This is a genomic window from Agromyces sp. Y575 (genome assembly GCF_059445445.1).
Map to the genome: position 1 here is coordinate 68,560 of NZ_JCAIUI010000006.1, position 26,184 is coordinate 94,743.

A 26,184-nucleotide genomic window follows, 5' to 3' on the forward strand; every position below is an offset into this window, starting at 1 on the left:
CATGCCGACTGCGCTCAGGCGGCTCGCGGGCATGGCCGTGACGTTGGTGGTGGCATCCTTCCTCATCTTCGCGGCCATGTACGCGGCGCCCGGCGACCCGGTGACCTTCCTCATCGGCAACCCGGAGAACCTCACGCCCGAGCGCATCGCCGCTGTGCGGGCCGACTACCACCTCGACGAGCCGCTGTTCGTGCAGTACTGGCTCTGGCTGAGCGGCGCCGTCACCGGTGACCTCGGCACCTCGTTCCAGTACCACCAGCCCGTCTCGGCGATCATGTCGAGCCGGCTTCCCGCGACCCTGTCGCTCGTCGCCTACGCTGCCGTGATCTTCACCGTCGCCGGTGTCGGTCTCGGCGTGTGGGCGGCCGTGCGCCGGGGCCGGGTCGCCGACTCGGCGATTGTCGGGGCGACGACGCTCGCGGCATCCGTTCCCTCGTTCGTGGTCGGCATCGTGCTCGTCTCCTTCTTCTCGGTGCAGCTCGGCTGGTTCCCGGTCACGGGCGCCGGTGAGGGCTTCGCCGACCGGATCCACCACCTCACGCTCCCCGCGATCGCCCTGTCGGTCGGGGCGCTCGCGATCGTCAGCCGGGTAGCCAGGCAGACGATGGTCGAGCAGTTCGACTCCGAGCATGTGGAAGCGGCGCGGAGCACCGGCCTGGCCGAGCGACTCGTCGTACTGCGGCACGTGCTGCGCAACGCCTGGGGGCCGATCATCACGATGATCGCGCTCGTCATCGCGAGCATGCTCGCGGGCACCGTCGTCGTCGAGAGCGTCTTCGGCATCAGCGGCATCGGCTCGCTGCTCGTCGACGCGATCAACACGCACGACTTCCCGATCGTGCAGGCAGTACTGCTCTACATGGTCGTCGCCTACATGATCGTGACGACGCTCGTCGACCTGCTCCTGCCACTACTCGACCCGCGGATCGGAAGCCGGGTGAAGACCTCATGACCACCACAACGGCAGACGCCCTGCTGACCCGCACCGGGCTCGTCGGGCGACGACGCGACCCGCTCTTCTGGATCTCGACCGGGTTCCTCGCACTCGTGGTGCTCGTGGCCACCTTCGCCCCGCTCATCGCGCCCTACGATCCCGAGGCCATCGACTTCACGGCCATCTGGGCTTCACCCAGCCTCACGCACCCGCTCGGCACCGATCAGCTCGGCCGCGACCTGCTCTCGCGTCTGCTGCTCGGCACTCGCGAGAGCCTCATCGGCCCGTTCCTGCTGCTCGTCGGCGCAACGGTGCTCGGTGTCGCGATCGGCATCGTCGCGGCGTGGAACGGCGGCTGGATCGACGTGATGCTCGCGCGCATCACGGACGTGATGTTCGCCTTCCCGGGCCTGCTCTTCGTGGTGCTCGTCATCGCCGTGTTCGGCGAGGGTCCCGCGACGGCGGTCGTCGCTCTCGCGCTCGCCTATGCCCCGGTGATCGCGAAGTTCACGAGGAGCATCGCCCTCTCGGAACTCGCCCGGCCCTACGTCGACGCGTATCGCGTGCAAGGCGTCGGCGGCGCGGCTATCGCGTCACGATACGTCCTGCCCAACATGGCGCCCGCGTTGCTCGGCTATCTGGTCGTGCTGTTCGGCGAGGGCCTCATGGGACTGGCCACGCTCAGCTACCTCGGCTTCGGCGCGCAGCCGCCGAGCTCGGAATGGGGGCTCATGGTGCAGGAAGGACAGGACGGCATCGTGCTCGGCCATTTCGGGCCCACACTCGTGCCCGGCCTCGCCATCTCGGCGGTGGTCGTCGCGGTGAACATCGTCGGCGTTCGGCTCTCGGAGCGGTTGGGGGCACGCGCATGACCGGGCCGCTGCTCGACATCGTCGATCTCTCGCTCCGGTACGGCGACATCCGGATCCTCGATCAGGTCAGCCTGCGCGTGAACGCCGGTGAGACCGTCGGGCTCGTCGGGGAGTCGGGATCGGGCAAGTCGAGCACGGTCCGCGCTGCGCTGCGTCTGCTGCCACCGGCCGCGCAACTCGACGGCAGCGTGCGCATCGCCGGGCGCAACGTGCTCGGCGCCGGCGCACGCGAACTCCGCGACATCCGCTCGGCAGAGGTCGCCCTGATCCAGCAGGATCCGCGCGGCGCACTGAACCCGGTGCGGCGCATCGGCGATTCGCTCACCGAGCGACTCGTGCTGGTGCATGGCATCGGCCGGGCCGAGGCGAAGCGCCGAGGACTCGAACTGCTGGAGGCCGTCGGCATCTCTCGACCCGAGCTTCGGTTCCGCCAGCACCCGCACGAACTGTCGGGCGGCATGCTGCAACGAGTCGTCATCGCGGCGGCGCTGACCACCCGACCCGGGCTGCTGCTCGCCGACGAGGCGACGAGCGCACTCGACGTCACGACGCAGGCCGAGGTGCTCGCCATCCTTCGCGACCTGCAACGTGACCGCGGGCTCGGCCTGCTCTTCATCACCCACGACCTGCACCTCGCGGCCGCGTATTGCGATCGGGTGTACGTGATGCTCCGAGGCGAGATCGTCGAGGAGCTTCAGGGCGCCGACCTGTTCGCGGGAGCAAGCGAGCCGTACACCCGTTCACTGCTCGATGCCGTGCCGACGATCAGGGAGCACCACGCATGAACGACGTCAGCACTCCACTCGTCGTCGCCCATGAGCTGCGACGCACCTTCCAGCCCGGCCGACGCGCCGAACCGGTGGTCGCCGTCGATGACGTGTCGCTCACCATCTCGGCCGGCGAGTCGCTCGGCCTCGTCGGCGAATCGGGCTCCGGCAAGTCCACCATCGCTCGCATCCTCGCCGGTCTCGAGCGAGCGGATGCCGGGAGCCTCACGGTCGACGGCCGAGATCGGCTCGTTCGGGCCCGCGGGCGGAGCGCCCGACTCGACGGGGCGCGTCAGGTGCAGATGGTCTTCCAGGACCCGTACGGATCACTCGACCGTCGTCTCACCGTCGAGCAGACGCTCGCGCACGCCATGCGGCTCCACGGCCTGGCAGCACGCACCGAGGTCAGGGCTCGCGTCGCGGAACTGCTCGACCGGGTGCGGTTGGCTTCGGCCCAGGGCGCGCTCAAGCCGCACCAGTTGAGCGGCGGGCAACGGCAGCGTGTCGCGATCGCCCGAGCCATCGCGGTGTCGCCGTCGGTGCTCGTGCTCGACGAGGCGGTGTCGGCCCTCGACGTCTCGGTGCAGGCGCAGATCCTCGAGCTGCTCGGCGAGATTCGCCGCGACTCGGGCATCGCGCTGCTCTTCGTCAGCCACGACCTCGCCGTCGTCGACGAGGTGACGGACCGAACGCTCGTGCTGTTCCGTGGCCGGGTCGTCGAAGACGGTGCGACCCGCGAAGTGCTCAGGTCGCCGCAGCACGCGTACACCCAACTGCTCATTTCGTCGGTTGCCGGCCCCGGCTGGGACCCGCACGAGGTGATCGAGCGGCGTGCCGCGTTCGATCGGAACCACGACTCGTCGCTGCTCTGAGGCCGCGGCTGCCGCCCGTTGCGAGCGCGGCGCGCTGTCGGCCGTGACCGACGAGCGGGGCGACGGTCACGTTCGACCCTCGCCCCGCTCGTTCATCCAATCGCGCTACCAGACCAGGATGGGCACCGCGAACGACTCGGAATCGGCGTAGGGAGCGGTACCGTCGAAGCTCGAGCGCAACACGTGCAGCCCTCGCGAAAGGGTCGGCAGCTTCACGTTGAACCGGCCCTTGTCGCCGGCCGCGATCTCGACAGTGGCGATGACGCGCGAGCCGTCGCTGATGGTCAACGTGCCGACCGCCTGCATGCCGTCGAGGGCGAAGACCTGCCCCTTGTACTGCACGGCGGATCCAGCCTTGGCGATGAGCTTGTTCGGCACGCCGAGCACGAACGTCCCGACCTCGTCGATCACCGGCGCCTCGATCGTGATCGGCAACTCGACACTCGTGCCGGTGGCGGCGACCGACACCGTGAAGGCCGTCGCGCCCTCAAGCCCCTCGGGGATCGTCACCGCGAGCGACGCACGCCCGATCTCGTCGAACTTCTCGAGCAGTGTGCGGTCGACCGCAGCGGTGCCGAGCACGGTGTCGCCGATCGACACCGACACCTCACCGGCTGCAACCTCGGTCGTGCTGAAGTCGAGCGAGCTCAAGTCGAGCTGCACCGACTCGCCAGCGACGTAGGCGGTGCCGTTCGCAGGCGCCGAGACGACGGCACCGACCGAACGCTGCGCGAGGTCGGGCGTCGCCGTGCCGTTGGCCGCGAACCACTCGACCGTCGAGGTGAGGTCGACCTTGCCCGTGTCGGAACGGTTGGTGCCCGCTGCAAAGGTCGTGAAGCTGTCGCCACCGCCCGCGAGGAACGAGTTGGCGACGACACGATACGTGGCTGCTGGGTCGAGTGGCTCGCCGTTCAGCGTGACCGAGGTGACGTGCGAACCCGTGGGCGCCGTCGGGTCGTAGACGACCTCGACGCCGGCGTTGACGCCCAGCTTCAGGAGCGGCCGCGTGACACTCGTCTGCCACTGCTCCTCGAAGACCTGCTTCACCTGCGCGCCCGTGAGGTCGAGCGTCACGAGCGTGTTGGCGAACGGCTGCACCGTCGCCGCCTCGCGATAGGTCACGTTGCCGTCGGGGTCTTCGGCACCACCCGAGGCGTACTTGAGGTCCGCGCGGATGCCGCCCGGATTCATGAAGGCGATGTCGGCGTGGCCGTCGACGTTCGCCGCCCAGAGGTGCACGTCAGCGACGAAGTTGCCGATCGTGGACTCGCCGCCGCGGTTCTCGACGAGCACCGGGTTGCCGTTCGCATCGAGCCCCGGCTGCTGTGCGCGGTTGAGGTCGCCGGTGATCTCGCCGACCTTCTGCTTGCCCAGCTCATCGGCGGCGGCCGTGGCTGCGGTGACGATGGCCGCGACCTCGGGTACCGGCTGGTACACGGAGACGTACGGTGACGTCGGCGTCTCACGCGTCATGAGAGGCTTCAGCTCGTTCGTGATCGAGAGCATCTCCTTCGTGTTCGGGTCGACCTCGAGCTGCATGAGTCCGAACTGCTCGCCGTACTGGCCGGCCGATACCACCGGACGACCGTCGACCGTGTGGTTGTACGGCAGGTGCGTGTGCGCAGACACGATCGCGGCGACCGAGTCATCGACGCCGGCGACGATCTGAGCGAACGGTGAACCGTCGGTGAGCGACGAGATGTTGGTCGACGCGGCGCCCTCGTGCACGAGGAGGATGAGCACGTCGGCCTCGCCGTTCGCGGGATCGCCGTCTTTCAGGTCGGCTGCCACCGCGTTCACGGAATCGACGACGCTGCGCACCTCGAGATCGGCGATGCCCGCCGGGCTGACGAGCGTGTCGAGGTCTTCGGTCACCGCGCCGATGAAGCCGACGGTCACCCCCTCGAAGGTCTGCGTGTACGTCGGCGCGAGCGCCGTGTCATCCGTGCCCTTCAAGAAGACATTGGAGCTGATGTACTCCCAGTCGGCGCGCTGCTGCACGCGATCGCGGAGGTCCTCCCAGCCCTGGTCGAACTCGTGGTTGCCTGCGGCACTCACGTCGAGGCCTGCCGCGTTGAGCGCATCGATCGTCGGGTTGTCGTTCTGGATGAACGAGGTGAAGGTCGATGCGCCGATGAGGTCGCCGGCCGCGGCGAACACGGTGTTCGGGTTCGCGTCGCGCACCGTCTTCACGGCACCCGCGATCTCGGCGATGCCGGCGGAAGGAGCCGACTTCTCGATGCGACCGTGGAAGTCGTTGATCGTGACGACGGAGATGTCGACGACGTCTTCGAGCTCGGCCGTGTCGATGCCGATGAGGGTCGGGTCGTGGTCGCTCGACCGGTAGACCGAACCGTCGTCTGCCGCGGCGTCCGCGTACTCGCGTTCGCCCCACTCCGGCGCGTTGATCGCCCAGCGGCCGATGCCCGTGACCGCCTCGAGACCCTCGGCGTTGCCGAGCGCGTGGTCGAGCGAGCCGAGCTCGCCGTCGAAGGTGTAGGTGTACTCCCCCGGAGCGAGCGCGGGCAGCAGGTCGGTGTAGCCGGCCCCGGTCAGCACCTGGATCGGGTCCTCCTGCGCGTACGAGTTGAAGTCGCCGAGGAGGAAGACCTCACCCGCCTGCTCGGCGAGCTGGTCGGCGAGTGTGAGCAGCGAGGTCGCCTGTGCGACGCGGTCGGCATTGAAGTGCCCCTGGCCGTCGGCCGGCTCAGTGCCGCTGCCGCTCTTGGACTTGAAGTGGTTGGCGATCACCGCGAGGTCGGTACCATCGGCGAGCTCGAAGGCCTGACCGATCGGCTCGCGGGCATTGCCCCAGACCGTCTCGTCGACGACCGTCTGCGCTTCTCCCTTGGGCGTCACGACGTCGGATCGGTAGATGATCGCGCTCTGGATGACGTCGGTCGTCGCCGCTGTCAGGATCGCCGGCGTGGGAACGAAGTCCCAGACCTCGGAGCCCTCGGCTTCGTTGAGCGCGGCGACGAGGGTCGCGATGGCCTCATCGGCCACACCGTCGAGCTTCAGCGAGTTCTCGATCTCCTGCAGGGCGACGATCTCCGCGTCCATCGCGCTGATCGCCTCGACGATCTTCTCCTCTTGGAGCGCGAACGCCTCGGCGCTGGCTGCACCGCGCGCGTCAGGGTTCTGGCTCGTCAGGGTGGTGAAGTAGTTGAGCACGTTGAAGACGCCGATCTGCACGTCGCCGCCGACCTCGGGGGCTACGGTCGGGCGCTCGTTCAGGGTCTCGAACGTGGGCTTGACCGAGGCGTCGCTCGTGCTGTCGATCGGCGTCGTCGGCTGCAGGCGCCAGGCGTTGAACCCGTAGCTGAGCACGTACGGCATCGCGGGCAGGATCGCCCGGTCGCCGTTGCGCACGATTGTGCCCTCGTTCAGGTACGGCTGGTCGTTCATGTGCTCGGCCGCATCGGCGCGAGTGCTCCAGCCGTCGTCGAGCAGGAGCAGACGACCCCGGTTCGCGGCGGCGATCTCGGTAGCGGCGGGGCCGGCGTCGACCTGCTCTGTGCTCTTGACCGGAAGAGTGTCACCGGCGGCGAGCCAGAGCGAACCGAAGCTCGCGACCTCGTGGCTGCTCGAGACGAGGTATGACCCGGTCGGCGCGACGAGCATGCTCTCGAGCGACTCGCGAGCGGTTCCGACGGTCGTGTCGGGCAGCGGGGTCGCGGCCGGGACGCCGACACCGGGCGTGACCACCTCGACACCTGCCGCGCTCGTCGTGATCTCGGTGAGTCCGAAGTACTCGCTGACCGTGCCCGTCACGCGGACGAGGTCGCCGACCTCGCCGACGGCGGGCATGCCGAAGATGAAGACGCCGTCGGAGGCGTCGGGCGCCTCGTCGGCGATGGGCGTCTGGATCGTCACGCCGTTGTAGCCGCCCGAACGGTGATCTGCGGTGATGACGCCTTCGACGATGACGGCGTCGCCGTCGAGCGGGCTCACGTCACCCGCGCCCTGCACCTCGCCGATCGTCGCCTCGGTCGCAACGGGAGGCTCGGTGTCGCCACCGGAACCCTGCGGCGTCACGGTCGCCGAGAAGGTGAAGTCGGCAGCGTTGTCGTCGGAGTCGGCGAAGTCGGTGCGCACGATGCTGCCGGGAGTCGAGTTCGAGCCCTGGTAGGCGGCCGGCGCGCCCTCGAAGTTGACCGAGGTGCCGTAGCCGACGTAGTCGACGACCTGGGCGTTGTCGACGATCGACCCGGTGCCGGGGTTGATCGCTCCGGCGACGTTCGCGAGGAAGAGCGAACCGGTGGTGCCGCTCGGGGCGATGGTGAACGCCACGTCGGTGGCAGGCAGTGCCGCGCCGGTCGTGCCGTTGCTGTTGAGGCCGATCAGGTAGTAGCTGTTCGCCGCGATCTCGCCGGTGAGCGCACCGACGCCGGTTGCTGGTCCGGTGTTCGTCGCCGGACGGTACTGCAGCGACCAGCCGGCGAGCGACACGGCGGAGTCGGTCGGGTTGTAGAGCTCCACGAACTTGTTCGTGAACGGCTGGTTCGCACTGCCGCCCCGCGCGTACACCTCGTTGATGACGACGCCGGAACCGTCGACGGCGGCGAGCGCCGGCGGTGCGCCGAGGAGGCCGACGACGAGGGCCCCGACAGATACGGCCGAGACGGCCGCGAGACGTTGGATGGTGCGGCGACGATGCATGACTCTCCCTGAACGGTCGGGTTCCCCGCGATGTCGCCGCGAACACGCGCAGACGCCGGGGGCCATTGCCCCGTAGCCTATGGGCGGCCCGTGACGCTGCCAAGGGGTCGGGGACCAATGACCGGCCTGATTTCACGCACTGTTCACGGATGCCGCACAGAAGAGCACGAGGCATCCGTTCTGCTGCTCGAATGAGCACGTCGGCGCCACTCGTTACGCTGTGACGACCATGCTCACGGCCGTCTTCTCGCTCACCGGGGCGCTCGTGTTCGGTGCAGCGGACTTTCTCGGCGGCCTCGCCGCGAAGCGCGTCAGCGCGGTGCTCGCCACCGCGGTGGCCGCGGTCACCGGGTTCGTCGCGCTCGCCGTCGCGTACCCGTTGCTGGGCGGCGCATGGAGCGCCGACGACGTGTTCTGGGGGGTGATCTCGGGCGTCAGCGGCGCCGTCGCAATCTCCCTGCTGTACGCATGTCTCGCGATCGGACCGATGTCGATCCTGTCGCCGCTCACAGCCGTGGTCTCGGCCGTCGTGCCGATGCTGTGGGGGCTCGTCACCGGCGAGCGACTCGCATCGCTCGGGTACTGGGCGCTCGGCCTCGCGCTCGTCGCGGTCGTGCTCGTCGGGTTCGTACCTGAGAAGGGCGCCGTGCGCCCGAGCCTGCGCGGCATCCTCATGGCAATCGGCTCGGGCGTCGCGATCGGCGGCTTCTACATCACGATCGACCAGACCTCCGATGAGAGCGGGGTCGTGCCGCTGCTCCTCAACCGCGGGGTCACCGCGGCGATCATGTTCACCGTGGTCGGCGTGCTCGCGCTGGTCGCGGTGCGGCGGCGGCGGGCGGCTCCCGCGACGGTTGCAACCTCGTCAGCAGGCGAGCGGATGCCGCAGCAGACGTCGATCGCCGCCGGAATCCGCCTCGCGATCGCGTGCGGAGTCGTCGACGTCATCGCGAACGGTCTGCTGCTCGCGGGCATCAGGGCGGGCGACCTCTCGGTCGCGGCCGTGCTCGGGGCGATGTACCCGGCGGGCACCATCCTGCTCGCGGCGATCGTGCTCAAGGAGCGCATCGCCCCCGTGCAGTGGGTCGGCCTCGTGCTCGCCCTCGCAGCCGCGGGCATGCTCGCGCTCGCGTGACCGGGACTGCGGGTTGAGCCTGCCGATCGCGCTCGCGTGACGGGGACTGTGGGTTGAGCCTGCCGATCGCGCTCGCGTGACCGGGACTGCGGGTTGAGCCTGCCGAAACCCGGTGCCTGCACGGGTTTCGGCAAGCTCAACCCACAAGGTTTCGGCAAGCTCAACCCACAGGGTTTCGACGAGCTCAACCCACAAGGTTTCGGCAAGCTCAACCCACAAGGTTTCGGCAAGCTCAACCCACAGGGTTTCGGCAAGCTCAACCCACAAGGTTTCGGCAAGCTCAACCCACAAGGGATTCGACGAGGTCAACCCACAAGGTTTCGGCAAGCTCAACCCACAAGGGATCGGCTTGCTCAACCCACAAGGTTTCGGCAGGCTCAACCCACAAACGCGGTCAGAGACGCACGACCTCGGTCACGCGCACGACGGCGGCGCCCTCCTCGGCGGAGGCATTGAGGTCGACCTCGGCCCGGATCCGCCAGTCGTGATCGCCGGCCGGGTCGTCGATCGTCTGCTCGACGCGCCACATTCCCTCTGCGGCATCCGACTCGTCGATCGCGACCAACCGCGGTGAGCGGGCAGCGGGCCCGACGCCGATCGAATCGTGTTCGTCGTAGTACCGGTCGAGCGCTTCGGGCCAGTCGACCTCGGCGTCGAGCTCGGCGAGGTCCTCATCGCGCTGGAGCGCGGCGAGCTGCACCCGGCGGAAGAGCTCGTTGCGCACGAGCACGGTGAACGCGCGCCGATTGGTCACCACCGAGGGTGGGGCCGGCGGTACGACCGCGGTCTCGTCCTCGGGCAGATGCGCCGAAGGGTCGATGAGCTCGTTCCACTCGTCGACGAGGCTCGAATCGACCTGGCGCACGAGCTCGCCGAGCCACTCGATGATGTCGAGCAGCTCTTCGTTCTTCGCCTCGGTCGGGACGGTCTGGCGAATCGCCCTGAACGCGTCGGAGAGGTAGCGCAGCACGAGTCCCTCACTGCGCGCGAGCTGATAATAGCCGACGTATTCCCCGAACGACATGCTGCGCTCGAACATGTCGCGCACGACGGACTTCGGCGAGAGCTCGAAGTCGCGCACCCACGGCTGGCTCGACGCGAAGACCTCGAACGACTGCGCGAGCAGCTCGTCGAGCGGCTTCGGCCAGGTGACCTGTTCGACGAGCTCCATGCGCTCGTCGTACTCGATGCCCTCTTGCTTCATGCGGCCGATGGCTTCGCCGCGAGCCTTGAACTGCTGCTGCGAAAGGATCGGGCGCGGGTCGTCGAGTGTCGATTCGATGACGCTCACGACGTCGAGCGCGTAGTGACCCGTGCCGACGCCGCTCTCAGCGGTGGCGTCGGGGTCGAGCAGCTCGATCGCGGCGAGCGCGAACGGGGACAGCGGCTGGTTGAGCGCGAAGTTCGGTTGCAGGTCGACGGTGAGGCGCACGATCGGCATGCTCACGCCGTCGGCCGCGGGCAGCAGTTCGACGACGCCCGCGTCGCGCAGCGTGCGGAAGATCTCGAGCGCACGCCGGGCGAGTTCGAACTGCCGAGCGCGCGGTTCGTGGTTGTCGAACACGAGCGAGCGGATGTCGCCGATCACGTCTCCCCCGCGCCCGATGACGTTGATCAGCATCGCTGCGGTGAGCTTCAGCTGCGGCACGAGCGGCTCGGGCTCGGCGGCGACGAGCCGGTCGAACGAGGCCTCGCCCCAGGTGATCTGGCCGGCCGGCGCCTTCTTGCGCACGATCTTCTTGATCTTCTTCGGATCGTCGCCCGCCTTGCGGACGGCGGCGTCGTTCTCGATCTCGTGCTCGGGTGCGAGCACCACGACGGTTCCCGCGGTGTCGTAGCCGGCCCGGCCGGCCCGCCCCGCGATCTGGTGGAATTCGCGCGCGGTCAGCTGCCGCATCCGCTGCCCGTCGAACTTCACGAGCGCGGTGATGAGCACCGTGCGAATCGGCACGTTGATACCCACGCCGAGGGTGTCGGTGCCGCAGATGACCCGCAGCAACCCACGCTGGGCGAGCGTCTCGACGAGCCGGCGGTAGCGCGGCAGCATGCCTGCGTGGTGCACCCCGATGCCCGAGCGCACGAGCCGGGAGAGCGTCTTTCCGAACGCCGTGTTGAAGCGGAACCCGCCGAGCGCATCGGCGATCTCGTCGCGCTGCTCGCGCGTGATGACGCGGATCGAGGAGAGCGCTTGCGCCCGCTCCATCGCGGCAGCCTGCGAGAAGTGCACGACGTAGACGGGCGCCTGCCGGGTCTCGATGAGCTCTTCGACCGTCTCCTGCACGGGCGTCTTCGCGTACGAGAAGTGCAGCGGCACCGGCCGGTCGACGCCGGTGACGAGTGCGGTCTCGCGCCCGGTGCGGCGCTTCAGGTCGGCGGCGATGCCGGTGACGTCGCCGAGCGTCGCCGACATGAGCACGAACTGGGCCCGGTGCAGGGTGAGCAGCGGCACCTGCCACGCCCAGCCGCGATCGGGGTCGCCGTAGTAATGGAATTCGTCCATCACGACCTGGTCGACGTCGGCGTCGGGTCCGTGACGCAGGGCGAGGTTCGCGAGGATCTCGGCGGTGCAGCAGATGATCGGGGCATCCGGGTTCACCGAGCTGTCGCCCGTGACCATGCCCACGTTCGCCGCTCCGAAGATCTCGGCGAGCTGGAAGAACTTCTCACTGACGAGTGCCTTGATCGGCGCCGTGTAGTAGCTGCGACCGCCCTGAGCGATGGATGCCGCGTGGGCGGCCACCGCGACGAGCGACTTGCCGGTGCCCGTGGGCGTGGAGAGGATGACATTCGCGCCCGAGACGATCTCGATGATCGCTTCGTCTTGGGCCGGGTACAGCGAGAGGCCGCGCCCCTCGGCCCAGCGGACGAAGACGTCGTACATCGCGTCGGCGTCGTACGGGCTCGGGGCCAGCTCGGTCAGGGTCGGGGTCACCCGTCGAGTCTGTCACGCGGCTGGAGGCGCGCCGCCGCGGCGCGGGTTACACCCCGGGGGCGAAGTCGAGCTGCAGGCGGTCGAGCGCCCCGCGCACTGCAGGCTCGAGATTCGCGGACGTCTCGAAAGCCGCGGACGCCTCGGCCGCAGAGATCACGACGGCGGGCCCGGTCGACGACGACCACTCGACGGTGCCGTGCTCGAAGCATCCGCGCTGCAGCCCCGTCTCGTGATCGAGCTCGACGTCGCGCACGGGCAGCCCGAGCGGCGAACGCTCCCAGCCGAGCAGCGCCCAGATGTCGCGCACCATGCCGTACACGATCGCGGGTCCGTGCACGGGGGTCCAGTAGATGGAGCCGCCCTCGAAGTGGGCGAACCCGCCGGCGATGCGGCCGCCGAGCTCCGACGCGGCGAGGGGCTGCTCGTCGGTCGTCGGGAAGCCGAGCAACGAGGTCTCTGCGCCCGTCGCGTGCCAGTGCTCGGCGATGAGCCCGTGCACCTCGTGCGCGCCGGTGCGCTCCGACCAGTAGACGGCACCGCGCTCGTACTCGCGACGGTACATCTCGCCTGCCCCGATGCGCGTGTGCGGTGCAGTGGCATCACCGAGCCACGAGTGCTCGGCGCGCTTCATGCTGATCGCCGGCACCGCGAGCAGCAACTGGTTGGCGGGGTCGTAGCGCACCGCAGTGCGGAAGTCGCTCCAGCTCAGGGCACGGTCGAGGTGCGTTGAGCGGAGCTCGGTACGGGCCGCGCGGGCGGGCCCGTGGCCGTGACGTGCGAGCCGCGTCATCCGTTCAGTCATCGCCCGATCTCTTCTCTGCCGTGTGCGCCATTTCGCCGCCGGAAACGGGGGAAGCCGGCCTGCACCTCGTGTTGAAACTCGGTACTGACCGGCTATCCGATCTCCACTCCGCGGTGACAGTTCCCCCTGCGGTCCACGGGGTGGTGATCGGTTTCCAAGATACGAAGGGCTTGGATGCAGCGGATCAGGGTTATCCCTGAACTTCGAATCGCCTCTCAGCTGCCGGCGGCGGGTGCGGCGGCGTTGGTGGCGCTCGTCGAGCCCTGCGCCGCACGGGCGAGCAGCACGACCGTCTGCATGATCGCCGCGCGCCGGGCAGCCCGACGCCGGGCGCCGGGGTCACCGACGAGCAGTTCGTCGACTTGCCCGAGCACCGGCCAGGCGTTGACGAGTGTCACGATCGTGAGCAGCAGCTCGGCGGCCTGGTGACGGTCGGTGCCGGGCAGCAGCTCTTGGAATCGGTCCACCTTGACGCCGTGGTGCTCGACCCGTGCGGCGTCCGCCGCGGCGTTCTCGCCCCGCTCCAGGCCCTCCCAGAAGATGAGACGCGGAATTCGCCCCTCGGCGACGTGGTGATCGAAGAGGCGGCCCGCGTAGTCACCCGCAGCCTCGGGTCCCTCGCCGGTCATCGGCACGGCGTCCATCGTGGCGCGCAACTGCGTCGTGAGCACGGTCGCGAAGAGCTCGTCTTTCTTGCCGAAGTACTGGTAGATGCGCTCTTTGTTGACCCCGGCGGATGCCGCGATGCGATCCATGCGCGCACCGGCGAGCCCGTGCTCACTGAACTCGGCGGTCGCCGCTTCGAGCAGGAGCCGTTTCGTTCGCTCGGTATCCCAGGCCATGTGGCCAGTCTAGCCATTTCCAACTGAATAGTTGCACAACTCATCGAGGCGTGGTTCAATTGCAACCATTCAGTTGGAGAATCATCGAGGAGCAGACATGAACAGCACCGCCTCCACCCCCGTCATCACCACAGCGACACCGTCAGCCGTGCCGGCCGGTGCACCCGGCGCACCCCCGTCGGTGCACGTGCGCACCGTCATCACCTGGCTCGCGATCTTCCCGCTCGTCGCGATCGGCATGATGCTGATCGGGCCATGGTCGGAGTCATGGCACCCCGTGCTCCGCGCCTTCGCACTCACCGTCGTGGTCGTGCCGCTCGCCGTTTACGTCGTGGTACCGAGGCTGATCGGCGCCTACGCCGCGCTTCGCCGCCGCCGCGCGACCCGTCAGGGCTGACACTGACCACGACCTCCTCGACAGCACAGGCGACACGGGGCGGGTCGAGCCGCTAGCGTTCGCTCAGACGAACTCGCCCGAGGAGAATCCATGCGGATCGCACCCAGCCCCACGCCAGAGCCACCCGCCCCCGACGAGTCGCCCGCAGCGCCTCCTCCCGCCTCACCCGGCGACGGCGCGGGAGGTGCGAACGAGCGCGACTCGACCGACCGCGAGCGCTCGGGCGGGGCGAGCAGCGGCGACTCCGCGCCGGCCGGCACCAGCACCGTCGATGCCGGCACCTTCGATCGTGCCCTCGTCGTCGTGCACGGCATGGGCAACGCATACCGCAGCCAGATTCTGCTCGAGTGGGCCGAACCACTGCTCGGTCGCATGGACTGGCTCGCCCGCGACCGCGTGATCGGCGGCGACGAGCGGCACGGCGTCGAGATCCACGAGTCGGACCTCTCGGGCGAGGTGCCGATGGTCACGGCGACCGTGCGCTACCCGGGCCCGCGGGCGCAGGCCAGCGGCGAACCATCCGACCCCGACGACGACGTGCTGCTGAAAGTCGCGATCCTCGAAGCGCGCTGGTCGGAATCGTTCGTGCCGATGAGCCGTGGGCAGGTGTTCCAGTGGGCCGTCGTGTTCATGTGGCGCACCATCTGGCGCGTGCTCGACCTGTTCCTCGGCACGATGGTGCTCGTGCCGTGGTACACGCTCGTGCGGCACCTGATGAAGTCGCCCGATGAACCCCGCGAACTGCCGCGGGTCGTCGACCTCGTCATCGACTCCATCCGGCTCGTCGTCTGCACCATCGCCTTCGTCGTGACCTGGGTCTTCCTCGTGCTGCTCGCGGCCGTGCTCACGCCGATCCTGCCGCTCATCAGCCCGCTGCTCATCATTCCGTGGTTCAAGGACCTCGCACAGGGCGCCATCGACGGCGTCATCGAGTCGATCGGCGACGTCGCGGCGTGGAAGGAGAAGCCGCTGCGCGCCTCCGCCATGCGCCTCGTCGTGCGCAACGCCCTGGCACGGGCGAAAGAGCTCGTCGGCGACGGCGACGTGCACCTCTTCGCACACTCGCAGGGCGCGGCCGTGGCGACGTTCACTCTCTTCGAGGAGCTCGAGCCGAGCGACTACAACGTCAGGCGTCTCACCACGGTCGGAGCGGCGGTCGTGCTGCTCGGCCGCGAGAGATGGCTCGGCCGGTCCGACGAGTACCGGCCCGTCGCGAAGTGGATCGAGCGTAACGACGGCGTCGACGACGAGAAGAAGAAGGTGCAGTGGGCGAACCACTGGGCGATCTGGGACCCGTTCTCGGCCGGCCCGATCGCCGACACTGCACCCGGTCGTCGTGAGCGCTGGCGCAATGCGTACTTCCCCGGCGCCGCGACCGCGATGGGGCCCGAGGAGCACGCCGTGCACAATACGAGCCAGCCGTTTCTCGATCACTCCGCCTACTTCGAGAACACCATCCAGGTGGTCGAGCCGACAGCGCGGCACCTGCTGGGCTCCGAGTTCCCCGCCGCGCCCGCTTCGGCCGCCTATGTCGAGAACCGGCTGTCGGTGATCGACAAGAAGTCGCTCGGCATCAACATGCTCGCCTCCGTCGTGATCGCCGCGATCCTGCCCGGACTGCCCGGGGTCTACGCCGCCTTCGCGACGGTCGCGAGCTGGGTCGCCGGAGCGATCGGCTTCATGATCGGCGTCTTCCCCGGCGGGCAGGACGTCGCGGAGGCGGTGCCCGCCGCGATCGCCTCCGCTTCGTTCTTCACGGATCCGGCCGGACTCAACCCGTGGAGCTGGCTCGTCGCATCGGGGCTCACCCTCGCGGTGCTCATCTGGCTGAACCAGTTGCTCGCCGGCGCGACACGCCGCTCGCGCGAATGGGACCGCTGCCCGATCGAGCCGCGCCACTGGCTGAGGCTCAGCTCGATTCCGCGGTTCTTCTACGTTCTGGGCGCGTTCGTCTGCATCTGGTTCGCGATCTTCGCGTGGAGCAAGCCGCCGCTCGGGTGGATGGTCGTCGACACCGTGATCCTCATCATCGTCGCGGTGTTCGTCTTCGTGGAGCCGCTCTACGCGCCGGTTCCGGTCGTGGTCGCCGCTCGCACCGATGACACGGCGGCGGGCGACCCGACGATCCTGTCGAACACTCGGCCGATGAAGCTCCGCGATGCGGTGCGCACCGAGGAGTTCACGCGCGACCTCGCGCGACGCCGCGAGCTGCTCGACCCGCAGGGCTGGCGCGCGCAGCTGTGGGCGCGCTGGTTCCACCACTGGAGCGCGCCCACGACGCCGCCCGCACAGGTCGAGTAGCGGGGGCCTGCGAGCGTATCGAGACGTTGCCCGGTTCAGGTCTCGATACGCGTCCTCCTTCGTCGGGCGCTACTCGACCAGCAGAGTGGATACGCGTCCTCCTTCGTCGGGCGCTACTCGATCAGCAGAGTCGATACGCTCCTTCGTCGGGCGCTACTCGACCAGCAGAGTCGATACGCTCCTTCGTCGGGCGCTACTCGACCAGCAGAGTCGATACGCGTCCTCCTTCGTCGGGCGCTACTCGACCAGCAGAGTCGATACGCTCCTTCGTTGGGCGCTACTCGACCAGCGAAGTCGATACGCGTCCTCCTTCGTCGGGCGCTGGTCGACCAACGTCATCGACGGATCGTCGGCCTGAGCACGCCCGCGGGGTCGCCTCCCGTGACGAGCTCGACGAGCGCCTCGACCAGCCGGAACGGCACGAGCGCCACCAGTTGCACGAGCGCGAACGGCCCCAGCCAGCCGAGCGAGAAGGTCAGCACGAGCACCACGCCGCCGAGCCTGCCCCACGCGAGCGCGGCGAGCGCGACCACGACGAGCAGCACGAGCCACACGGGGTTCCAGAACGCGGCGACGGATGCCCCGGCCACGACGATGCCGCCGAGCACCGCCTGCACGAGCAGCACAAGGCCGGCGGCACCGCCGAACTCCCGCTCCCGATCCGCGGAGATCCACGCCCACATGATCGAGGCGCGCAGCAGCGGCACCCCCTGCTCGCGGAGCGCGGTGCGGAAGACCCGGTCGTCTTCCCGGCGCTGCCGTAGGGCCGCCCGCCGGTCGCCGAGCTCTGCTGCGATGACCGATCTGGCGTCGTGCAGCAGCGCCGGCGCCGATTGGCGACCGTAGCTCGCGATGAGCCCCCAGAGCGGCGTCGGCACCGAGGCGAGGTCCGAGTCGGCTGATGCGGCCGCAACACCGTCACCGGCCGGGGCATCCTGAACCGGAACCTCGTAGCGCCCACCGCCGACCGGATCGACGTACACGAACGGCGCACGCACCTGGAAGCGGTGCCCGTCGGCGGGTCGCTGGGCGAGCAGCAACTCGTCGAGGGGCCGGTCGTCGGCAGTGAGGAATGGCATCGCGGTCTCCTTCGCTTCTGCCCATCCTGCCCCGACCCACCCGTGCCGAGGGCCTCAACCGAGCAGGAGCGCCACGATGATGAGCACCGGAACCGACCCGACCGTGGTGAGGAACACCGTGTCGCGGGCGACGACCTCGGCTGTGTCGTACCGCTGTGCGAAGTTGAACACGTTCTGGGCCGTCGGCAGCGCCGCGAGCACGGTCACCGCGTACAGCTCGATGCCGTCGAGCCCGAAGACGAACGCGCCGACCACCCAGGCCACGACAGGCATGGCGATGAGCTTCAGCGCCGTGGCGAGCAGCACCTCGCGGCGACCGCTGCCCGACTCGAACAATCGCTGCCCGTGCAGTGAGAGTCCGTACGCGATCAACATGAGCGGCACTGCCGCGTGGCCGATGAGCTCGATCGGCTCGAGCACGATCGGCGGCAGTTCGAGGCCCGAGACCGAGACGAGCACTCCGGCGAGGGAGCCGACGATGATCGGGTTCGTGAGCGTCGTGCGCACGATCGCCCAGGCCGAGGTGTGGCCGTGCACGCGCGCACCGAGGACGGCGAGGGCCACCGGCGCGAACAACAGCAACTGCAGCAGCACGACCGGTGCCGAGTACGCGGCGTCGCCGAGCATGTACACGGCGATCGGGATGCCGAAGTTGTTGCCGTTCACGTATCCCGCTGCGAGCGACCCGATGACGGTGCGCTCGAGGCTGCGCCGCCACAGCAGCATCGCAACGAGGGCGAACACGACCATCATGGCGACCGCGGCGATCGCGGAGACCGGCAGCAGAGCCGAGAAGAGGGCGCCCACGTCTGCGGTCGCGAGCACGGAGAAGAGCAGGAACGGCGCCAGCACGTTGAAGTTCAGCCGGGCCAGAATCGGCTTCGCCTCTGGGCCGAGCACACCAGTGCGTCCCGCGATCCAGCCGACGAACACGGCGAACGCGATGACGGCGAAGCCGGTGAAGATCGCGATCATGCGTAGCGCCCGCGCTCGTCGGGTGGGTGCGGGGCGCTCATCGCGTTCGACGTTACTCCGTCGCGGTCCTTCCGCATTCCGCAGGCTTCGACCTAGGCTCGAAGCGCACGCCGAGTCGACGGGGGAAGACATGGTCGAAGCACGGGAGCAACCACAGCCGCACGAGCACGAGCACGAGCACGAGCACGAACCGTCGGGCGGGCGCCGGCTCGCGGCATCCGTGCCCCTCGAGACCGTCGACGCGTGGTGGCGCGCGGCGAACTACCTGAGCGTCGGACAGATCTACCTGATTGCGAACCCGCTGCTCGCCCGGCCGCTCGAGCCCGGCGACATCAAGCCCCGGCTGCTCGGCCACTGGGGCACCTCCCCCGGCCTCAACCTCGTCTACGCGCACCTCAACCGGGCGATCGTCGAGCGCGGCACGCCCACCATCTATGTGTGCGGGCCGGGGCACGGTGGCCCGGCGATGGTTGCGAACACGTGGCTCGACGGCACGTACTCGGAGCTGTTCCCGGCCGTGAGCGCCGACGCCGAGGGCATGCACCGACTCTTCCGCCAGTTCTCCTTCCCGGGCGGAATCCCGTCGCATGCTGCACCCGAGACGCCCGGCTCGATCAACGAGGGCGGTGAGCTCGGCTACTCGCTCATGCACGCGTACGGCGCAGCGCTCGACAACCCGGGGCTCGTGGTCGCGTGCGTCATCGGCGACGGCGAGGCCGAGACCGGGCCGCTCGCGGCGAGTTGGCGCGGCCACTCCTTCCTGAACCCGGTGACGGATGGCGCGGTGCTGCCGATCCTGCACCTGAACGGCTTCAAGATCGCGAATCCGACGCTGCTGGCGCGCATCCCCGAGGCCGAGCTCGTCGACTTCTTCCGCGGCAACGGCTACGAACCGCTCCTCGTCACCGGCGGGTTCGACGGCGAGGACCCGATGGCCGTGCACGGCCGCATGGCCGACGCGATCGACGTCGCGTACGCGCGCATCGCCGGTATTCGAGCGGATGCCGCGGCGGGCGCGTTCGCCGAGACCGCACCGCGCTGGCCGGCGATCGTGCTGCGCACTCCCAAGGGATGGACCGGCCCCGGCATCGTCGACGGCGTGCAGGTCGAGGGCACGTTCCACGCCCACCAGGTGCCGCTCTCAGGCGTCCGCGAGAATCCAGAGCACCTCGCGATGCTCGAACAGTGGCTGCGCTCCTACCGGCCAGAAGAGCTCTTCGACGATGAGGGCCGCCCGGTCGCCGAGCTCGACGCCGTGCGCCCAGACGGGGTGCTGCGCATGAGCGCGAACACGAGTGCCCACGTGAACGGCGGCATCGCGGCTCCGCTCGACCTGCCGGCGCTCGAACCGCTCGTGATCGAGGTGACACCCGGCGAGCGCGGCACCTCCGGCGAGGCGACGAAGCTCTTCGGCGCCTGGCTCGCCGAGGTGATGCGGGCGAACCCCGCCGACTTCCGTCTGTTCGGCCCCGACGAAGTGGCCTCGAACCGGCTCGGAGCCGTGTTCGAGGTCACCGACCGGGTGTGGGCCGAGGCGCTGCATCCGCTCGACGAACACCTCGCCCGCTCGGGCCGCGTGATCGAAGCGCTCAGCGAGCACCTCATGCAGGGCCTGCTCGAGGGGTACCTGCTGACCGGGCGGCACGGGCTCATCACGAGCTACGAGGCGTTCATCCACATCGTCGACTCGATGTTCAACCAGCACGCGAAGTGGCTCGAGTCGGCCAAGCAAGTGCCATGGCGCGGGGATGTCGCGAGCCTCACCTACCTGCTCTCCTCGCACGTCTGGCGGCAGGACCACAACGGCTTCTCGCACCAGGACCCGGGCTTCCTGAACGTCGTCGTCAACAAGCAGGCCGACATCGTGCGCGTGTACCTGCCGCCCGACGCCAACACCCTGCTCGAGGTGATGCGGCACGCCTTCGACACGCAGAACCGCGTCAACGTCGTCGTCGCCGGCAAGCAGCCGCAGCCGCAGTGGCTCGGGCCCGCCGAGGCGCGAGCGCACGTCGAGGCGGGGCTCGGCGTGTGGGAGTGGGCGGGCAACGAGCCCGGTTTCGAGCGAGCGGATGCCGCGGCATCCGTGCCCGACGTCGTCATCGCGTGTGCCGGCGACGTGCCGACGACCGAGGCGATCGCGGCGGCGCAATTGCTGCGCGAGCGACTGCCCGAGCTGCGGGTGCGGCTCGTGAATGTCGTCGACCTGATGCGGCTGCAGGGCCCGTCGCATCACCCGCACGGACTGCCCGACCTGGCGTTCGACGCGATCTTCACGCGATCGGCGCCCGTGATCTTCGCCTTCCACGGGTACCCGTCGCTCATCCACCAACTCGCCTACCGGCGCACGAATCACGCGAACCTGCACGTGCGGGGCTTCATCGAGCGGGGCACCACGACGACGCCGTTCGACATGCTGCACCTCAACGACCTCGACCGGTACCGGCTCGCACTCGACGTGCTCAACCGCGTGCCCGGGCTCGCTGGGCGGCCCGGTGTCGCCGAGGTCGCCGACGAGTGGCACGCAGCGCGGGCGGCCGCCCGCGAGCACGCGTACGAGCACGGGGAGGATCCCGCGTGGATCACCGGCTGGCGCTTCGCCGTCACTCCGGGCGCAGTCACTCCGGGCGCCGTCACTCCGGGGTAGTCGCGGTCAGCCCGCGACGACGATGGGCGCCCGGTTCCCCGGACGCCCATCGGTTCGACCTCGGTCGTTACGCTGCGCAACCCCATACGTACGTGCCGTTGTACGCCACGGGGTACATGGGCTTGCCGGTGCACGGCCCGCAGTCCTCGTCTCGCGGCGCGGCGGGCAGACCCGGGTAGAACTCGGCGGTGTACGGGTCGGCCGCAGCGGCTTGGCCGCCCTCGGCCGACGCTCCGGAACTCGATGCCGCCGCGGCATCCGAGTCGCCCGACCATGAACCTGAATCATCGGCGACCTGCTCGGCCGCGACTCGTGCGGCTTCTGCAGCTTGCGCAGCTGCCGCCTCGGCGGCGAGCTGCGCGGCGACCGCTTCACGGTGAGCGGCGAGGGCCGTCGAAACCGCGCCCTGCTCTGCGCGCAGCGCGCCGGTCGCCGCGGTGACCGCGGCGGCTGACCCGCCGGTACCGACCTCGGCGATGACGCCGTCGCGCAGCGACACGAGCGTGGCGACGCCCGCGGCGCCGAGCTCGGCACCCGCTTCGCCGATGAGGCCCTGCGCACCGGCGACGGCTCCGGTGGCCAGACTCGACGCCGCGGCATCCCTGAGCCCGTTGATGTCCACGCCCGCAGCGCCGATGCCGACGCGGTCGCCGACTTGGGCGACGGCGAGCTCCTGGGCTCGCGTGAGGTCGGCAGCCGCCTGCGCGCTCTGCGCCTGGCTGGCGACTCCGAGCGTGACCACGATCAGACCCGCGAACGCGAGTCCGAGCATCCGGTTCACCCGGCTGCGGCTCGAACCGGTCCTCGGGTGGAGCGCCGCCGCCCCGCCGTGGCCGAACGCCGTGACTCTTTGAGTATTCATTCGATGCCTTCCTTCGTACGAACCGATGTTTCGGATCTACGCCCGTCGTCTCGACGGTCGAAGGAGGGAGATGTGGCGACCCCCGTGCGTTCGAGTGGCGCACCGAGCGAGCCTTCGCCCCCGCGATGCACCGATGTCGTCACTGCCAGCCCCCCGCTAACACAACACTTGTGCAGCGTATCGACGTTGAGCCCTGTTTGGGGGGAGTTCTCGAATATCGGTGCGGAGCGACGGCCCGCGATAGTGTCGCCGGGTGCCGATCACGACTGCCGCTGTTCATCGCCGGCATGTTCATCAACGGGCTCTGCGGCGGCCTCATCAACGTGCCCATCAACATCAACGCGGCGTCCGTCGAACAGCGGCTCGGCCGCAACATCCTGCCGCACTTCCACGCGGCCTTCTCGATCGGCGCGGCCGGCGGCGCCCTCGTCGGTGCGGCATTCGCCTTCGCAGGGGTGCACATCGCGCTGCAGATCGTCATCGTCACCGCCGTCGTCACTGCAGTGCGGCTCTGGCTGATCGCGCCGTCGACGGCGCTCACGGCGCGACCGGCGATCACGACGGAGACCGGCTCGGTCAACGCGCACGAGACGGGCGCACGCAATCGGCGGGCGGTGCGCTCGGCGCTCGGCGTGTGGCTCGAGCCGCGCACGCTGCTGCTCGGCGTCGTGCTCCTCGCCGCATCTCTGGCCGAAGGCTCGGCGAACACCTGGCTCTCGCTGGCGGTCGTCGACGGCTTCGAGGCCGCCGAGGCGACCGGCGCGATCGCCTACGGCACCTTCGTCGGGGCGATGACCGTGTTCCGGTTTCTCGGCACTCGACTCATCGACCGCTTCGGCAGGGTGGCCGTGCTGCGAGCGTCCGGGGCATCCGCTCTCGTGGGTCTCGCACTCTTCGTCTTCGGCCCGAACCTCGCCGTGGCCTGGATCGGCATCGTGCTCTGGGGCTGCGGCGCGGCCCTCGGCAACCCGATCGCGATCTCGGCGGCATCCGACGAGCCATCGAGGGCCGGCCAACGCGTCTCGGTGGTCACGTCGTTCTCGACGATCTCCTCGCTGGCCGCGCCGCCGCTGCTCGGCCTCCTCGCCGACACCGTCGGGGCCCGCCACGCACTGCTCGCGATCGGCGCGGTCATGCTCGTGAGCCTCGCCGTGGCCGGGCAGGTGCGCAGGCGGCCCGCCGATGTCGCCGATGTCGCCGATGTCGATGTCGTCGAGAGCGCATCCCACTGAGCCCGAGGTGCGGCGTCGGGACCACCCGTATCGCACGGGACCCACGACATCCACAGTCCGTTGCGAAACGAGTGGTACGAAACGGCGGCTACCAGCGCTCGTGCACCGAGTCGCGGATGTCGCGGTCGTAGAGCTCCCGCACGGCGACGTCCACCGACGGGGGCAGCTGCAGCGATCCCGCCGCGGCGTTGGAACGTGCCTGCTGGGGTGAACGCGCGCCCGGAATCACCGAGCTCACGCCCGTCTGGGCCGCAACCCAGGCGAGGGCGACCTGGGCCGCCGAGGCATCCGGAACCGCGTCTCGAGCGATCGCGGAGAACTCAGCGGCCGCACGCACGCCCGTCTCGTAGTCGACGCCCGAGAAGGTCTCGCCGACGTCGAACGACTCGCCGTGGCGGTTGAAACTGCGGTGGTCGTTCGCCGCGAAGATCGTCTCGCTCGTATAGCGCCCCGAGAGCAGCCCGCTCGCGAGGGGCACTCGGGCGATGATGCCCACACCGGCGGCCGCAGCGGCAGGCAGCACCTCGTCGAGCGGCTTCAGCCGGAACGCGTTCAGAATGATCTGCACGGATGCAACGTGCGGCCGTGCAATCGCGGCGAGGGCTTCGTCGACCCGCTCGACGCTGACGCCGTATGCGGCGATCGCCCCGTCGGCGACGAGGGTGTCGAGGGCGTCATAGACCTCGTCGTCGGCGTACACCGACGTTGGCGGGCAGTGCAGCTGCACGAGGTCGAGGGTCTCGACGCCGAGGTTGGCGCGAGAGCGGTCGGTCCACTCCCGGAAGTTCGCGAGGGAGTAGTTGGCGTGCTGCTGCGGCATCCGTCGCCCCATCTTCGTGGCGACCGTCACGCCCGAGTCGGGGTTCGCACGCAGCCACGTGCCGATGAGCGATTCACTGCGCCCGTCGCCGTAGACGTCGGCGGTGTCGAAGAAGGTGACGCCCGATTCGTACGCGGCGTCGAGCACGGCGAGTGCGTCGGCCTCGGCGACTTCGCCCCAGTCGGCGCCGAGCTGCCAGGTGCCGAGGCCGATGACGGAGACAGTGCGGCCGGTGCGGCCGAGGGTGCGAGTCTGCATGATGCTCCAGTGGTCGGGTGCGGGCGCTTCGGTCACTGTTCGATGGTGTCACGGGCGAGCGGATGTCGCATCCGCCGCCTGCGGATCAGTGTCGGTACGGGCTTCGGTGTCGGTTCCGGGTGCCGGTGCGGGGTGCCGGTGCGGGCGTGGGCGTGGGCGCCGGGTGCGGGCGCCGGGTGTCGGTGGCCCCCGTGAGGATGGGCGCATGGGTATCGACATCATCGCCGCGCCGTCGAATCTGGGGCTGCGGCCGCCCGAGCCGGGCAGTGTACCCGGCACTGCGAAGGCTCCCGAAGCGCTGCGCGAAGCCGGACTCTTCACCGCATTCGGGCGTCTCGGCGCGCGCGATGCGGGCACGGTGATCGCCGCTCGCTATCGAGCGAACGTCAAGCCCGGCGACACGGTGCGCAACGAGGCCGCGATCATCGATCACAGTCGGCGTCTCGCCGGTCGCATCGACGCGTCCATCGGCGCGGGCAACACCCCGTTCGTCGTCGGCGGCGACTGCAGCATCATGCTCGCCCCCGCGCTCGCCCTGCGCCGCCGCGGCCGATTCGGGCTCGTCTACCTCGATGGGCACGGCGACTTCCGGCACCCGGGCAACAGCGACGTCGTGGCGTCGCTCGGCGGTGAGGCCCTGGCTGCCGTCGTCGGGCTGCACGCGCCGGCGCTCAGCGACCTCGACGGGCTTCGGCCGTTGGTGCGCGCGGGCGATGCGGTGCAGCTCGGCTCCCGCGACGACGAAGCCGATGCCGCAGAGCTCGCCGACACGCTCGGTGCCCTGTTGCCCGCGAGCGAGGTGCGACGCATTGGGGTGGAAGACGCCGTCGAGCGAGTGCGCGCCGTGGTGGACGCCTCCGGTCTCGACGGCTACTGGATCCATCTCGACGTCGACGCCCTCGACCCCGAGTGGATGCCGGCCGTCGACAGTGTCGACCCCGGCGGTCTCGAACCGGCCGAACTGGTGGCGCTGCTCCGGGCGCTCGCGCCCGGAGCGATCGGCGCCGACGTCGCGATCTTCGACCCCGACCTCGACCCGACCGGCGAGTACGCCGAGTCGCTGACCGCCATGCTCGAGACCGGGTTCGCCGAACTCGGCACTCGCGCGACCCCCGCCCACGAGAACCCCGGAGTCGACCATGCCTGACAAATACGACGTCAAACGCGAACTCGCCTGCTACTCGGCCCCTCGCGGCCGGTTCGAGCTCATCGATGTGCCCGAACTCGCGTACTGCATGATCGACGGGCACGGCGACCCCAACAGTGCTCCCGAGTACTCAGCGGCCGTCGAAGCCCTCTACGCCGTCTCGTACGCGACGAAGTTCCAGAGCAAGCGCGAGCTCGATCGCGACTACGTCGTCGGACCGCTCGAGGGGCTCTGGAGCGCCGACGACCCGTCGACGTTCATCACGCGCGAGAAGTCGGCCTGGTCGTGGACGATGATGATCTGGCAGCCCGACTGGCTGACGCCCGAGTTCGTGGCCGATGCCACGTCGCGGGCTGTCGCGAAAGCGCCCGCGGCCGAACAGGTGCGCTTCGAGCGGCTCGCCGAGGGCCGCGCGGTGCAGACACTGCACCTCGGCTCATACGACGACGAGGGCCCAGTGCTTGCGCGCCTGCACGACGAGTTCATGCCCGAGCAGGGTCTGCGCTTCAACGGCCGTCACCACGAGGTGTACCTCGGCGATCCGCGGCGCACCGCCCCCGAGAAACTGCGCACCATCCTGCGACAACCGGTCGCACCGCGCTGACACGAGCAGGAAACTGCGCACCATCCTGCGACAACCGGTCGCACCGC

The 26,184-nt window shown here is 69.5% G+C and carries 19 protein-coding genes; 11 read left to right on the forward strand and 8 right to left on the reverse strand.

Annotation, left to right across the window (positions count from 1 at the left end; translation table 11 throughout):
* Position 1: 1 nt before the first annotated feature.
* Genes AC1C2U_RS19010 through AC1C2U_RS19025 form a run of 4 tightly spaced genes read left to right on the forward strand, consistent with a single transcriptional unit; the run spans position 2 to position 3,445 of the window.
* On the forward strand, positions 2–952 hold the full coding sequence (locus AC1C2U_RS19010; protein ID WP_495363346.1) for an ABC transporter permease: 951 nt from the start codon (positions 2–4) through the stop codon (positions 950–952).
* Positions 949–1,806: an ABC transporter permease gene (locus AC1C2U_RS19015; protein ID WP_495363347.1), complete on the forward strand. Its 858-nt coding sequence runs from the start codon at positions 949–951 to the stop codon at positions 1,804–1,806. The genes AC1C2U_RS19010 and AC1C2U_RS19015 overlap by 4 nt, the downstream gene beginning before the upstream one ends.
* Positions 1,803–2,591 (forward strand): ABC transporter ATP-binding protein, encoded by a 789-nt coding sequence (locus tag AC1C2U_RS19020; RefSeq protein ID WP_495363348.1) that lies wholly within the window; start codon positions 1,803–1,805, stop codon positions 2,589–2,591. The genes AC1C2U_RS19015 and AC1C2U_RS19020 overlap by 4 nt, the downstream gene beginning before the upstream one ends.
* Positions 2,588–3,445 carry an ABC transporter ATP-binding protein gene (locus tag AC1C2U_RS19025; protein WP_495363349.1) on the forward strand — a complete coding sequence of 286 codons (858 nt, stop codon included), beginning with the start codon at positions 2,588–2,590 and terminating at the stop codon, positions 3,443–3,445. Before AC1C2U_RS19020 ends, AC1C2U_RS19025 begins: the two co-directional genes overlap by 4 nt.
* A gap of 105 nt (positions 3,446–3,550) precedes the next feature.
* Here the strand turns inward: AC1C2U_RS19025 and AC1C2U_RS19030 are convergent, their stop codons facing one another.
* Positions 3,551–8,107: an ExeM/NucH family extracellular endonuclease gene (locus AC1C2U_RS19030; RefSeq protein ID WP_495363350.1), complete on the reverse strand. Its 4,557-nt coding sequence runs from the start codon at positions 8,105–8,107 to the stop codon at positions 3,551–3,553.
* Between the two features lie 229 nt (positions 8,108–8,336).
* Here AC1C2U_RS19030 and AC1C2U_RS19035 point away from each other — a divergent pair, with 229 nt between their 5' ends.
* Entirely contained in the window at positions 8,337–9,242 is a 906-nt protein-coding gene (locus tag AC1C2U_RS19035; RefSeq protein ID WP_495363351.1) for an EamA family transporter, read from the forward strand.
* Between the two features lie 394 nt (positions 9,243–9,636).
* Here AC1C2U_RS19035 and AC1C2U_RS19040 read toward each other — a convergent pair whose 3' ends face one another.
* The 3 genes from AC1C2U_RS19040 to AC1C2U_RS19050 form a co-directional block, all read right to left on the reverse strand.
* Positions 9,637–12,123 (reverse strand): DEAD/DEAH box helicase, encoded by a 2,487-nt coding sequence (locus tag AC1C2U_RS19040; RefSeq protein ID WP_495363405.1) that lies wholly within the window; start codon positions 12,121–12,123, stop codon positions 9,637–9,639.
* A gap of 97 nt (positions 12,124–12,220) precedes the next feature.
* The gene (locus AC1C2U_RS19045; RefSeq protein ID WP_495363352.1) at positions 12,221–12,976 is read right to left on the reverse strand and encodes an LGFP repeat-containing protein; all 756 of its coding nucleotides are present in this window, start codon (positions 12,974–12,976) and stop codon (positions 12,221–12,223) included.
* 215 nt (positions 12,977–13,191) lie between these two features.
* Entirely contained in the window at positions 13,192–13,818 is a 627-nt protein-coding gene (locus AC1C2U_RS19050) for a TetR/AcrR family transcriptional regulator (protein WP_495363353.1), read from the reverse strand.
* Positions 13,819–13,915: 97 nt separating this feature from the next.
* Here AC1C2U_RS19050 and AC1C2U_RS19055 point away from each other — a divergent pair, with 97 nt between their 5' ends.
* Together AC1C2U_RS19055 and AC1C2U_RS19060 are read left to right on the forward strand one after the other, a co-directional pair.
* Entirely contained in the window at positions 13,916–14,215 is a 300-nt protein-coding gene (locus AC1C2U_RS19055; protein WP_495363354.1) for a hypothetical protein, read from the forward strand.
* Positions 14,216–14,305: 90 nt separating this feature from the next.
* Positions 14,306–16,516, forward strand: coding sequence for a hypothetical protein (locus AC1C2U_RS19060; protein WP_495363355.1), 2,211 nt, complete (start codon positions 14,306–14,308; stop codon positions 16,514–16,516).
* A 335-nt stretch (positions 16,517–16,851) separates the two neighbouring features.
* Here AC1C2U_RS19060 and AC1C2U_RS19065 read toward each other — a convergent pair whose 3' ends face one another.
* Both AC1C2U_RS19065 and AC1C2U_RS19070 read right to left on the reverse strand, forming a co-directional pair.
* On the reverse strand, positions 16,852–17,595 hold the full coding sequence (locus AC1C2U_RS19065) for a DUF1353 domain-containing protein (protein ID WP_495363356.1): 744 nt from the start codon (positions 17,593–17,595) through the stop codon (positions 16,852–16,854).
* 54 nt (positions 17,596–17,649) lie between these two features.
* Positions 17,650–18,570, reverse strand: coding sequence for an AEC family transporter (locus AC1C2U_RS19070; RefSeq protein ID WP_495363357.1), 921 nt, complete (start codon positions 18,568–18,570; stop codon positions 17,650–17,652).
* A 130-nt stretch (positions 18,571–18,700) separates the two neighbouring features.
* Here AC1C2U_RS19070 and AC1C2U_RS19075 point away from each other — a divergent pair, with 130 nt between their 5' ends.
* Positions 18,701–21,214: a phosphoketolase family protein gene (locus AC1C2U_RS19075; protein ID WP_495363358.1), complete on the forward strand. Its 2,514-nt coding sequence runs from the start codon at positions 18,701–18,703 to the stop codon at positions 21,212–21,214.
* Between the two features lie 67 nt (positions 21,215–21,281).
* Here the strand turns inward: AC1C2U_RS19075 and AC1C2U_RS19080 are convergent, their stop codons facing one another.
* Positions 21,282–22,076, reverse strand: a complete 795-nt coding sequence (locus AC1C2U_RS19080; protein WP_495363359.1) for a hypothetical protein — start codon at positions 22,074–22,076, stop codon at positions 21,282–21,284.
* Positions 22,077–22,201: 125 nt separating this feature from the next.
* On the opposite strand from AC1C2U_RS19080, the gene AC1C2U_RS19085 reads away from it, so the two are divergent.
* Positions 22,202–23,308: an MFS transporter gene (locus tag AC1C2U_RS19085; protein WP_495363360.1), complete on the forward strand. Its 1,107-nt coding sequence runs from the start codon at positions 22,202–22,204 to the stop codon at positions 23,306–23,308.
* 88 nt (positions 23,309–23,396) lie between these two features.
* On the opposite strand, the gene AC1C2U_RS19090 is transcribed toward AC1C2U_RS19085, so the two are convergent.
* Entirely contained in the window at positions 23,397–24,386 is a 990-nt protein-coding gene (locus tag AC1C2U_RS19090; RefSeq protein ID WP_495363406.1) for an aldo/keto reductase, read from the reverse strand.
* Between the two features lie 205 nt (positions 24,387–24,591).
* On the opposite strand from AC1C2U_RS19090, the gene AC1C2U_RS19095 reads away from it, so the two are divergent.
* Both AC1C2U_RS19095 and AC1C2U_RS19100 read left to right on the forward strand, forming a co-directional pair.
* Positions 24,592–25,533: an arginase family protein gene (locus AC1C2U_RS19095; RefSeq protein WP_495363361.1), complete on the forward strand. Its 942-nt coding sequence runs from the start codon at positions 24,592–24,594 to the stop codon at positions 25,531–25,533.
* The gene (locus tag AC1C2U_RS19100; RefSeq protein ID WP_495363362.1) at positions 25,526–26,137 is read left to right on the forward strand and encodes a GyrI-like domain-containing protein; all 612 of its coding nucleotides are present in this window, start codon (positions 25,526–25,528) and stop codon (positions 26,135–26,137) included. Before AC1C2U_RS19095 ends, AC1C2U_RS19100 begins: the two co-directional genes overlap by 8 nt.
* Positions 26,138–26,184 lie beyond the last annotated feature (47 nt).

What these genes read in the sequence shown, in the direction of transcription:
- AC1C2U_RS19020 (WP_495363348.1), top strand. Translation starts at nt 1,803, where the DNA reads ATGACCGGGCCGCTGCTCGACATCGTCGATCTCTCGCTCCGGTACGGC.
- AC1C2U_RS19055 (WP_495363354.1), top strand. Translation starts at nt 13,916, where the DNA reads ATGAACAGCACCGCCTCCACCCCCGTCATCACCACAGCGACACCGTCA.
- AC1C2U_RS19070 (WP_495363357.1), bottom strand. Translation starts at nt 18,570, where the DNA reads ATGATCGCGATCTTCACCGGCTTCGCCGTCATCGCGTTCGCCGTGTTC.
- AC1C2U_RS19095 (WP_495363361.1), top strand. Translation starts at nt 24,592, where the DNA reads ATGGGTATCGACATCATCGCCGCGCCGTCGAATCTGGGGCTGCGGCCG.
- AC1C2U_RS19035 (WP_495363351.1), top strand. Translation starts at nt 8,337, where the DNA reads ATGCTCACGGCCGTCTTCTCGCTCACCGGGGCGCTCGTGTTCGGTGCA.
- AC1C2U_RS19030 (WP_495363350.1), bottom strand. Translation starts at nt 8,107, where the DNA reads ATGCATCGTCGCCGCACCATCCAACGTCTCGCGGCCGTCTCGGCCGTA.
- AC1C2U_RS19040 (WP_495363405.1), bottom strand. Translation starts at nt 12,123, where the DNA reads ATGTACGACGTCTTCGTCCGCTGGGCCGAGGGGCGCGGCCTCTCGCTG.
- AC1C2U_RS19065 (WP_495363356.1), bottom strand. Translation starts at nt 17,595, where the DNA reads ATGCCATTCCTCACTGCCGACGACCGGCCCCTCGACGAGTTGCTGCTC.
- AC1C2U_RS19015 (WP_495363347.1), top strand. Translation starts at nt 949, where the DNA reads ATGACCACCACAACGGCAGACGCCCTGCTGACCCGCACCGGGCTCGTC.
- AC1C2U_RS19075 (WP_495363358.1), top strand. Translation starts at nt 18,701, where the DNA reads ATGGTCGAAGCACGGGAGCAACCACAGCCGCACGAGCACGAGCACGAG.
- AC1C2U_RS19045 (WP_495363352.1), bottom strand. Translation starts at nt 12,976, where the DNA reads ATGACTGAACGGATGACGCGGCTCGCACGTCACGGCCACGGGCCCGCC.
- AC1C2U_RS19010 (WP_495363346.1), top strand. Translation starts at nt 2, where the DNA reads ATGCCGACTGCGCTCAGGCGGCTCGCGGGCATGGCCGTGACGTTGGTG.
- AC1C2U_RS19080 (WP_495363359.1), bottom strand. Translation starts at nt 22,076, where the DNA reads ATGAATACTCAAAGAGTCACGGCGTTCGGCCACGGCGGGGCGGCGGCG.
- AC1C2U_RS19050 (WP_495363353.1), bottom strand. Translation starts at nt 13,818, where the DNA reads ATGGCCTGGGATACCGAGCGAACGAAACGGCTCCTGCTCGAAGCGGCG.
- AC1C2U_RS19100 (WP_495363362.1), top strand. Translation starts at nt 25,526, where the DNA reads ATGCCTGACAAATACGACGTCAAACGCGAACTCGCCTGCTACTCGGCC.
- AC1C2U_RS19025 (WP_495363349.1), top strand. Translation starts at nt 2,588, where the DNA reads ATGAACGACGTCAGCACTCCACTCGTCGTCGCCCATGAGCTGCGACGC.
- AC1C2U_RS19060 (WP_495363355.1), top strand. Translation starts at nt 14,306, where the DNA reads ATGCGGATCGCACCCAGCCCCACGCCAGAGCCACCCGCCCCCGACGAG.
- AC1C2U_RS19090 (WP_495363406.1), bottom strand. Translation starts at nt 24,386, where the DNA reads ATGCAGACTCGCACCCTCGGCCGCACCGGCCGCACTGTCTCCGTCATC.
- AC1C2U_RS19085 (WP_495363360.1), top strand. Translation starts at nt 22,202, where the DNA reads ATGCACCGATGTCGTCACTGCCAGCCCCCCGCTAACACAACACTTGTG.